This is a genomic window from Mucilaginibacter sp. (genome assembly GCF_036383575.1).
Lineage (GTDB): Bacteria > Bacteroidota > Bacteroidia > Sphingobacteriales > Sphingobacteriaceae > Mucilaginibacter.
Window position 1 is genome coordinate 1 of sequence record NZ_DASVOB010000754.1, and the last position, 9952, is coordinate 9952.

Genomic DNA, 9952 nt, shown 5'->3' on the forward strand with positions numbered 1-9952 from the left:
GCTTAATGGTCATGGTTTAAGCATAACATACGAGCTTAAAACGCATTCGGCGGCCGGAGGCCGGGGAATAGTTGCCACTCGGCTGGAGCCGAGCGGCGGCGTGTGTTTAATCCTTAATTAACGGCTATGGTGCTGACTCCGACCCCAGGCTCCAACTTGCTATGATTGACTGTAAATTATTGCCCCGTGCCCAACAATGTTGACATACGGTTGTCATTACCATGTACTTATTTTGATTTACAAACCCTGTTCCTGGATTATTTGTATTTTTACATAACAACATGGATTTTCAATTAACATCTCAATATAAACCAACCGGCGATCAGCCTGAAGCTATAAGGCAGCTGGTTGAAGGTATCAACAACGGCGACCCGTATCAAACCCTTTTGGGGGTTACCGGGTCGGGCAAAACATTTACTGTTGCCAACATGATCCAGCAAACGCAAAAGCCTACGCTGATCCTGAGCCACAACAAAACACTGGCGGCGCAGCTTTATGGTGAGTTTAAGCAGTTCTTCCCCGAAAACGCGGTGAACTACTTTGTGTCCTACTACGACTATTATCAGCCGGAGGCATTCATCCCAACCACAAACACCTACATTGAAAAAGATCTGCAGATAAACGAGGAAATTGAAAAACTTCGTTTACGTACCACTTCGTCATTAATGTCGGGCAGACGCGATGTGATCGTGGTATCGTCCATATCCTGTATTTACGGTATGGGTAACCCGGACGACTTTGCCGACTCGGTTTTCAAGTTTGCCGTAGGCACCCGCATCAGCAGGAATGCTTTTTTGCATCGCCTGGTCGAGATTTTATACGCCCGCACCACTGCCGATTTTAAACGGGGGACATTCAGGGTGAAGGGTGATACCGTTGATATTTTTCCAGCTTACCTGGATTATGCTTACCGTATCTCCTTTTTTGGTGATGATATTGAAGAGCTAAGCGCCTTCGATATCGGCACAGGTAAAACCATCGAAAAAATGACGCACATGGTGGTTTACCCCGCCAACCTCTACGTTGCTCCGCGCGAGCGTTTCCTGCAATCGATCTGGGCAATACAGGAAGAACTGGAAATGCGCAAAAAACAATTTATTGACGATGGGCGCTTCCTGGAAGCCAAACGTTTGGAAGAAAGGGTTAATTACGACCTGGAAATGATCCGCGAGCTGGGTTACTGCTCGGGTATCGAGAACTATTCCCGTTTTTTTGATGGACGTAAACCGGGAGCAAGGCCATTCTGCTTGCTTGATTATTTCCCGGACGATTACCTGATGGTGATTGACGAAAGCCACGTAACTGTTCCGCAGATAAGGGCCATGTATGGTGGTGACAGATCTCGTAAAATTTCATTGGTTGATTATGGTTTCCGGTTACCGGCTGCTTTGGATAACCGTCCGCTTAATTTTCAGGAATTTGAAAACCTGGCGCCTCAAACTGTTTATGTAAGTGCCACACCCGGCGATTTTGAGCTGGAAAAATCGGGTGGGGTAGTGGTTGAACAAGTGATCCGTCCTACAGGATTGCTTGACCCTGTTATTGATGTGCGCCCGGTAATAAACCAGGTGGATGACCTGCTTGACGAGGTAGATAAAACTATTAAAAAAGGCGACCGCGTGCTGGTAACCACCCTCACCAAACGCATGGCCGAAGAGCTGGCAAAATATATGGATAGGCTGGGCATTAAATGCCGTTACATCCACTCGGAGGTTAAAACCCTGCAGCGTGTGGAAATTTTAAGGGGCTTGCGCCTCGGCGAATTTGATGTACTGATAGGTATCAACTTACTGCGCGAGGGCCTGGACTTACCCGAAGTATCGTTAGTGGCCATTTTAGATGCCGATAAAGAAGGTTTCCTGCGTTCGGAACGTTCGCTGATCCAAACCATTGGGCGTGCCGCCCGTAATGACCGGGGCCGGGTGATTATGTATGCCGATAAAATAACCGACTCGATGCAGATCACGATGGATGAGACCAACCGCCGCCGTGACATTCAGATAGCCTACAATACGCTGCATGGTATTACGCCATTGACTGTAGGCAAATCGCGCGAAGAAATTATGGAGCAAACTTCGGTGGTCGACTTTAAAGGCGGTGTGCAGCAGGCCTATGTGGAAACTGATTCCATTACCCTTGCCGCCGACCCGATAGTTCAGTACATGACCAAAGCCGATCTGAAAAAATCAATCGATAATACCAAAAAAGATATGCTCGCCGCCGCCAAAAACATGGATTTCCTATTGGCTGCCAAGCTGCGCGATGAAATGTTTGCTTTGGAAAAAATGATGGAGGAGAAGTTTTAATTTGAAAATTTATTGATTTGAAGATTTGAAAACGACAATCTCACATTTTCAAATCTTCAAATTGCTTTATTTTCAAATTAAACAAGCTTCAGGTATCGTTAAATCATAATAAACCATTTTTAACGTTATATACCTTATATTTGTAAGCTCAAAAGTAACAGTATGATTCTTATTCGTTTCCTGATCATATCTATTTGTATATTATACATTATCCGCAGCCTGGCGCGTTACCTGCTGCCATTCCTGTTTGAAAGTGTTGTAAATAAAGCGCAACAGCAATATCAGCAACAAAAACATAACTATAATGAAGGCCCAAAACCTGACGGAAAGATCAGGATTGACCATGTTCCGCAGCCTAAAAAAGGTAGTGTGCCTGATAGCGAAGGTGAATTTGTTGATTACGAGGAAGTAAAATAAATCAATAAATATGGACACCAATCCGGTATTTAGAAGGCGCCAAAACCATAACAACACGCCTGAGTCTGTTATTCTTATCATCACCAACGTAATTGTATTTATTGTTGCTACCGAAGTTTTTGCAAATTGCACCAAAATAAGCAACGTGTACTGGTTTGTTTTAGGCGCATTGGGGGTTTACAACTTTTTCAATATCCGCAAATACCGCGAAGATTACGGCAAGGCGCAATATATTGCCTATGTTGTATCAATCATTGTTTTGATAGCTATGTTTTTCCTGCTGCGCAGCCGTGCGCAAAATTGTTAAGCAATTCCTTAACAAAACTTATAATTCCTATTCTCATTGTATTTTCTATTTTTGAGGAAATATATTATCCATTTCAAAAAACTTAAATGAATAACTGGTTTAAGCGTAACGGCATTCACTTTGCCATAGCTGCAATTTTCTTAGTGATCTGCTTTATATTTTTAACCCCGGCCTTCCAGGGAAAAACATTAGGCGGTAATGACGTTACAAGGGCGCAATCAACCCAAAAAGAAATCAACGATTATAGGGCCAAAGACTCCACCATATTGTGGACCAACCAGATCTATGGTGGTATGCCAACCTACCAGATATGGGCTCCTTATAAAGCTAACTTAACATCATGGGTTGTAACCGGTATAAACTATACTTTCCCCACTCCGGTTGGTACTGTATTGATGTTTTTATTAGGTACTTACTTTTTATTTATCGTATTAAAGGTAAATCCATGGCTTGCTGCGGCGGGTTCACTGGCATTTACATTTTCATCGTATAATATCATATTGCTCACGGCCGGGCATGCTAACCAGGCATTCGCGATAGCGTTCTTCGGGCCTATACTTGCCGGTATATTGCTTACACTCAGAGGTAAGCATCTGTTAGGTTTTTCAGTAACCGCGTTTTTCCTTGCTCTTGAGATCAGGGCCAATCACGTGCAGATGACCTATTACCTGATGCTGGCCTTATTGATCATGGTAGGTATCGAGCTTTATCATGCGATTAAAAACAAAACTTTAAGCAGCTTTTTAAAGTCATTGGCATACATTGCCGGCGCAACTTTACTTGCCGTTGCAGTAAATGCATCTATGCTTTGGAGTACCTATTCATATGGTAACGATTCTATCCGCGGTCAATCAAATCTTACCAGGCAAAGTTCAGAACCAAGCAACGGTTTGGCTAAAGATTATGCTTTTCAATGGAGCCAGGGTGTTGGTGAATGTATCACCTTCCTGATCCCTAATGCTTATGGCGGCGGCGAACAAGGCTCAACCGATCCGGATTCGCACGTGGTAAAAGTACTTAGTGCATCAGGTGCCGATCCTAACCAGGTTTTAGGGATCTCGGCCAATTATTTGCCATTATATTGGGGTAACAAACCATTCACAGCTGGTCCGTTTTATTTCGGTGCGGTGATCTGCCTGCTATTTGTATGGGGCTTAATGATTGTTAAGAACCGTATTAAATGGTGGTTGCTTGGCGCTGTTCTATTAACAACACTTCTTTCTTTTGGTAAAAACTGGCCGTTTTTATCTGATCTTTTCTTTAACTACTTCCCGCTTTACAATAAATTCCGGGCTGTTGACTCCCTTTTGGCTATCGTTGGTTTCTGCTTCCCGATACTTGCTGTACTGGCAGTAAACGAGGCTATTGTAAACGAGGACAAAGCCAACCTGTTCAAAAAGCTGAAGATCGCCTTTTATATTACCGGCGGTATTGTATTGATAGTAGCGGCAGTACCTTCGCTTTTACTTTCGTTCAGCGTGAGTGAGCAGCAGGCTGGTGTTATTGCCCAGGTAGGACAGGCGCTTAAAACCGACAGCTCTGCAATAACCCGCGCGTTAATTGCCGACAGGGAATCAGTAGCACAGGCAGACGCCATCCGCTCGCTTATTTTCATTGTGCTGGCATTTGGCGCAGCATGGGCCTTTCTTAAAAACAAGATCAACCCAACGGTATTATCCCTTGCATTTTTAGCGCTTATATTGGTTGACCTTTGGACAATTGATAAACGTTACCTGAACCATGATAGCTTTAGGCCTAAGCAAGAGAATGAAACTCCGCAGCCACGCGAGGTTGATCAGTTTATCATGAAGGATACAGATCCGGATTTCAAGGTTTTTGACACCACCCAGGAGCTTAAAGGTGACGGTTTAACGCCATTCTTTTATAAATCATTGGGCGGTTATTCGGCTGCAAGGTTAAAACGCTGGGAAGAGCTTATTGATAACCAGTTTACGAAAAGTATCAACCATGATGTATTGGATATGATGAACGTTAAATACATCATCTCATCTGATCCTAAATCACAAAATGTAGGCATGCAGAAAAACGAGACTGCCTGCGGTCATGCCTGGTTTGTAAAAAGCATTAAGTATGCTGACAATGCCGATCAGGAAATGGTAGCCATCAGCAGCTTTACTCCAAAAGATGAAGCCATTGTTGATAAACAATACAAAAGCGTTATTGATGAAAAAACATTAGGCGCAGGTGCCGGTGAGGGTAAAATTGAACTTACCAGCTATTCGCCAGATTATATGGTTTACCAAAGTGGTTCAACTGCATCACAGATCGCTGTATTCTCCGAGGTGTACTACAACAAAGGCTGGAAAATGTATATCGATGGTGTTGAAAAGCCATATTTCCGTGCCGATTACCTTTTGCGTGCAGCCCAGATCCCGGTAGGTAACCACAAAATCGAATTTATTTTCCACCCGGCATCATACTACACCGGCGAGCATATTTCATTAGCAGGTTCAATATTGCTGGTGCTTGCTTTAGGCGGTGCCGCTTATACCGAAAACAAAAAGAAAACCCCGGCTGCAAAACCGACAGCTAAAAAAGCATAAGTAATACTGCTTTAAAAGAAAAGCGATGGGTTAATACTCATCGTTTTTTTTGTGGCCTTTTTTGTTTGAGACGCTTTTACGTAGAGACGCATTACATGCGTCTCCCATAGGACAAGTCGCTTTGTAAATTATCAAGCGCAGGAATTTGCATGTGGGAGACGCATGTGATGCGTCTCTACTCAAAATTCTCAAAGTCAAACACCTTTTTTAGACTTACGAAGTTTACAAAACTTCGCAAGTCTGGATTTTACATCTGGCAGGTCTAATGGAATACCTTACACCGCATAAGCTATCGTAGCTATACTCAATTTTAATCCCGGCACTTTCAGTAATTCGGCCCCGCAAGCCTCAAGGGTTGAGCCGGTGGTTACGATATCATCAACAAGTAAAACGTGCTTGCCTTCAAGTGCCGCCGGATCTTTAACCGCGAATACATTTTGCATATTTTCAAACCGGGCAAAGCGCGACCGTTGGGTTTGTGTTTTAGTGGCCACCGTACGCACCAGGCTATGCTCATCAACAACCGCGTTTAACTTTTCGGCAAGGCCATGAGCAAAGCAGGCGCTTTGGTTGTAGCCGCGTTCGCGCAGCCGGCGTTTATGCAGTGGTACGGGGATAATGATATCTGCAGTATTAAAAATGTTATTTGAGGCCAGCTGCGCACCAGCTATGGTGCCAAGCAGGTTGCCTATTTGTTGCATGCCTTTGTATTTAAAGTGGTGCATCAGGTTCTGGATCTTACCGCCCTTATGGAAATAATAAAGTGCGTAAGCCGCTTCAATATTGATTTTACCCCAAAACTGTTGTGCTACAATGTTGGTTGGCTGCTGATGAAAGTTGGTAAAAGGTAAATTGAAGCGACAGTCACTGCAAAGAATATGCTCACCGGCCACTAAACTTGCCTGGCAAGCCGGGCAAAGCTCCGGGAATAACAAGGCAGCAAAATCCGCAAGGTAGGCACGCAGTAATTTCATGCCCTCAATTTAAGACGGATTTTTTAAACTTCGGCCAGTTTGTCTTTTTCTTTGATAGCAAGTTGTCCGCAGGCAGCATCAATGTCCTTACCACGGCTTCTGCGCAGGTGCGTATTGATGCCCTGTTTGGTAAGGTAGTCGGCAAAAGCCTCAACTTTATCTTCGCCCGCGTTGATATAGCTGGCAAAGGCAATAGGATTATATTCAATGATATTAACCTTGCAGGGCAGGTGCTTGCAAAATTTGGCCAGTTCTATCGCATCCTGAATGCCATCGTTTACACCATCAAAAATAATGTACTCGTAGGTTACCGGGTTTTTGGTTTTTGCATAGTAATATTTCAATGCCTCGGCCAATGCCTTTAACGAGTTTTGCTCATTGATAGGCATAATGGTATTGCGCTTTTCATCATTTGCCGCATGCAGGGAAAGGGCGAGGTTGAATTTTACCTGGTCGTCGCCCAGTTTTTTGATCATTTTGGCAATACCGGCAGTTGATACGGTAATGCGTTTGGCTGCCATATTAAGCCCATCTTCAGAAGTGATGCGCTCGATAGACTTCATCATGTTGGCATAGTTAAGCAATGGCTCGCCCATGCCCATGTAAACAATGTTTGATAAAGGCTGATCGTAATTTTCACGGGCCTGCTTATCTATCAAAACTACCTGGTCGTAAATTTCATCGGGGTTGAGGTTCCTTTTGCGTTCCATATAACCGGTAGCGCAAAATTTACAGGTAAGGCTGCAACCCACCTGCGATGATACACAGGCTGTCATACGGCCGGGAGTAGGGATTAAAACGCCCTCAATTAAATGGTTATCGTGTAAAATAAAAGAATTTTTTATAGTTTTATCAGCACTAACCTGTGAGGAATTAATTTTTACATTATTAATTACAAAATTTGCATCCAGTTTAGCACGGAGTTCTTTTGAAATATTGCTCATCTCGTTGAAAGAAAAGCAAGATTTTTTCCAAAGCCATTCATACACCTGTTTTGCCCTGAAGCCTTTTTCATCCATGCGGATAAAATGCTCCTGTAAAGCATTCAGAGTCAGGCTGCGGATGTCAATTTTATCTTTTGTATTGTTCACAGTGCAAAAGTACTTAAATTTAAAAAAATCTATCTTTTTTTAAAGTCATTCTTTTTGGCACAATAAAAAACAATAACTAAAAGTTAATTGTACTTATTTTGCAGGATAGTTTGTTTTGAAAAACGTTATGTGTTACGATACCAAGTTTAAATTTTAATGAAAAGTTTTAGAGCCGATTACGTTTTTCCTATTTATGCCGATCCGATTAAAAATGGAATAGTCACTGTTGATGATCAGGGTAAGATCATCGCTGTTACCGATAGCAATAAGCCTCCAAGCGGGCACGTGCAACAGGTAAGCGGCATTATCTGCCCCGGATTTATTAATACTCATTGCCATACCGAACTTTCACATTTAAAAGATAAAGTAAAGCCCAAGGGTGGTTTGGTGAATTTTATCAAAGATGTACAATCCTTACGAAACACCGACCAGCAGCAGGTTCTTGATGCTATAGCCAAAGCCGACCAGGAAATGTACGACAACGGCATAGTAGCCGTAGGCGATATATCCAACACCAATAACAGTGTTGCGATGAAAAAACAAAGCAAGTTATACTATCATACTTTTGTTGAAACCTTTGGCTTTTTACCCGAAAAGGCTGCCGAGGTTTTTGAGAAAGCGCTGGCCTTGCTTAATGAATTTAAGCCCGGCTCATGTTCTGTAACCCCCCATGCCCCTTATTCGGTATCGAAGGAGTTGTTTAAGCTGATAAAAAAACACAGTGATACCAACGATGAGAACCTGTTAAGCATCCATAACCAGGAATGCGAGGACGAGAATAAATTTTACCGCTATAAACTTGGTGCGTTTTTAGAATTGTACGAGCATTTTGGGATGGATATATCCTACTTTAAGCCGCAGGCCCGTAACTCGGTACAATCCATTATCCCGCTACTTTCCAATAAGCAAAAAGTTTTACTGGTTCATAACACCTGCACCAATCTAAAAGATATTTACTTCATTAAACGGTTTGACAGGAAGATAAACTGGTGTTTTTGTCCTAATGCAAACCTTTATATTGAAGGACGTTTACCTAAAATAGACCTCTTTGTTGACCAGGGTTTTAACATTACGCTTGGTACCGATAGCCTTGCTTCAAACAGTAAGTTATGTATCCTGAGCGAGATGCGTGCTATTCAACAAAAATTCCCATCCATAAGCTTACCACGCCTTATTGAATGGGGAACCCGCAACGGCGCCGAATATTTGGGCATCGACGATGAGAAAGGTACGCTTGAAGCAGGCAAAACCCCTGGCCTGAACCTCATTAGCGGCCTCGACGGATTTAAGATCACCCCCGAAACCAAAGTGAAGAAATTGATATAAAAGTTTGTCACTAATTATCTCGAATGAGATCGAATTACACGAATATTTGGAGAGGTAATTCGTGTAATTCGATTAAATTGTAGTCCGACTTACAAGTATTTGTGTAAATATTACCCTTTACTAACCGGCACTGTCAAATGAATTGTAACCTCGGGAGGTGTTCCGCTCCTGTCGATACCATATTTAGGGGGCAGCACTTTAAAATCGCCTTTAAAAACTCCCTCATTGCCTTTGTCCTCAAAAGTAAAATGGATGCTTTCGGGATTGGTTTTGCCTTTCATGGTTAGTTTGCCATTGGCAACATAACCGCTGCCGCTTTTTGATACCGAGGTTGATTCAAATTTAATGGTTGGGTAATCATCAGCGCCGAGGGCTGATTTTACGTGGCTGGTTTTAATAAAGAAGCCGGTTGCTGCCGTAGTAACATCAATAGTTGCTGAAATTTTAGCTTGCTCGGGATGGTCTTTGTCAAATGTTATTTCGGCTTTTAAACCACTGAATGAGCCGCTTACCCTGTGGCCTTCAAAAGTTACCTGGGCTTCATCGCCTTTAACTTTCCAGTTGCTAAAAATCGCGAATGCCGAAAAGGCAGTGAAAGCAACGATCAGTGCCAAAAAAATAATTTTTTTCATAAAATAGATTTTTAGCGTTTATCAATCAAATTAAACTATAGTCGTTTTACAATAAGTACGCTTGTTAAGTAAAGCAGGTTGCTTAGCATGAAAAAAGTTAACTTTGCAATATTTCATATCCAACAAAACTGATGATAAAACATCTTAATATTACAGTTAAAGGCAAAGTACAGGGCGTTTTTTACCGTAAAGCAACCAAAGCGGTTGCCGATCAGCTTGGCGTACGCGGCATTGTATTGAATGAGCCCAATGGCGATGTTTATATTGAAGCTGAAGCAGATGATACCTTTTTGGATATGTTTCTCGAATGGTGTAGCGAAGGCCCCCAGGATGCC

General features: G+C 42.7%; 9 protein-coding genes. 6 read left to right on the forward strand and 3 right to left on the reverse strand.

The annotated features are described in order from the left end of the window. Nucleotides 1-281: 281 nt before the first annotated feature. The 4 genes from uvrB (at nt 282) to VF500_RS26970 (ending at nt 5594) form a co-directional block, all read left to right on the forward strand. On the forward strand, nt 282-2306 hold the full coding sequence (gene uvrB / locus VF500_RS26955) for an excinuclease ABC subunit UvrB (RefSeq protein WP_330862634.1): 2025 nt from the start codon (nt 282-284) through the stop codon (nt 2304-2306). Between the two features lie 162 nt (nt 2307-2468). Then, nucleotides 2469-2723, forward strand: coding sequence for a DUF4834 family protein (locus tag VF500_RS26960; protein ID WP_330862635.1), 255 nt, complete (start codon nt 2469-2471; stop codon nt 2721-2723). A 10-nt stretch (nt 2724-2733) separates the two neighbouring features. Next, complete coding sequence (locus tag VF500_RS26965) at nt 2734-3030, forward strand: hypothetical protein (protein ID WP_121234094.1); 297 nt, start codon at nt 2734-2736, stop codon at nt 3028-3030. Between the two features lie 86 nt (nt 3031-3116). Continuing rightward, complete coding sequence (locus VF500_RS26970) at nt 3117-5594, forward strand: hypothetical protein (RefSeq protein ID WP_330862636.1); 2478 nt, start codon at nt 3117-3119, stop codon at nt 5592-5594. A gap of 275 nt (nt 5595-5869) precedes the next feature. Here VF500_RS26970 and VF500_RS26975 read toward each other — a convergent pair whose 3' ends face one another. Further along, nucleotides 5870-6568, reverse strand: a complete 699-nt coding sequence (locus VF500_RS26975) for a ComF family protein (protein ID WP_330862637.1) — start codon at nt 6566-6568, stop codon at nt 5870-5872. A 23-nt stretch (nt 6569-6591) separates the two neighbouring features. Further along, nucleotides 6592-7659, reverse strand: a complete 1068-nt coding sequence (gene rlmN / locus VF500_RS26980) for a 23S rRNA (adenine(2503)-C(2))-methyltransferase RlmN (RefSeq protein ID WP_330862638.1) — start codon at nt 7657-7659, stop codon at nt 6592-6594. Between the two features lie 156 nt (nt 7660-7815). On the opposite strand from rlmN, the gene VF500_RS26985 reads away from it, so the two are divergent. Continuing rightward, on the forward strand, nt 7816-8985 hold the full coding sequence (locus VF500_RS26985; RefSeq protein WP_330862639.1) for an amidohydrolase family protein: 1170 nt from the start codon (nt 7816-7818) through the stop codon (nt 8983-8985). 110 nt (nt 8986-9095) lie between these two features. On the opposite strand, the gene VF500_RS26990 is transcribed toward VF500_RS26985, so the two are convergent. Continuing rightward, nucleotides 9096-9617: a YceI family protein gene (locus VF500_RS26990; protein ID WP_330862640.1), complete on the reverse strand. Its 522-nt coding sequence runs from the start codon at nt 9615-9617 to the stop codon at nt 9096-9098. Nucleotides 9618-9748: 131 nt separating this feature from the next. Here VF500_RS26990 and VF500_RS26995 point away from each other — a divergent pair. Further along, the coding region (locus VF500_RS26995) for an acylphosphatase (protein WP_330862641.1) at nt 9749-9952 on the forward strand (204 nt) is incomplete at its 3' end.

What these genes read in the sequence shown, in the direction of transcription:
- uvrB (WP_330862634.1), top strand. Translation starts at nt 282, where the DNA reads ATGGATTTTCAATTAACATCTCAATATAAACCAACCGGCGATCAGCCT.
- VF500_RS26960 (WP_330862635.1), top strand. Translation starts at nt 2,469, where the DNA reads ATGATTCTTATTCGTTTCCTGATCATATCTATTTGTATATTATACATT.
- VF500_RS26965 (WP_121234094.1), top strand. Translation starts at nt 2,734, where the DNA reads ATGGACACCAATCCGGTATTTAGAAGGCGCCAAAACCATAACAACACG.
- VF500_RS26970 (WP_330862636.1), top strand. Translation starts at nt 3,117, where the DNA reads ATGAATAACTGGTTTAAGCGTAACGGCATTCACTTTGCCATAGCTGCA.
- VF500_RS26975 (WP_330862637.1), bottom strand. Translation starts at nt 6,568, where the DNA reads ATGAAATTACTGCGTGCCTACCTTGCGGATTTTGCTGCCTTGTTATTC.
- VF500_RS26985 (WP_330862639.1), top strand. Translation starts at nt 7,816, where the DNA reads ATGAAAAGTTTTAGAGCCGATTACGTTTTTCCTATTTATGCCGATCCG.
- VF500_RS26990 (WP_330862640.1), bottom strand. Translation starts at nt 9,617, where the DNA reads ATGAAAAAAATTATTTTTTTGGCACTGATCGTTGCTTTCACTGCCTTT.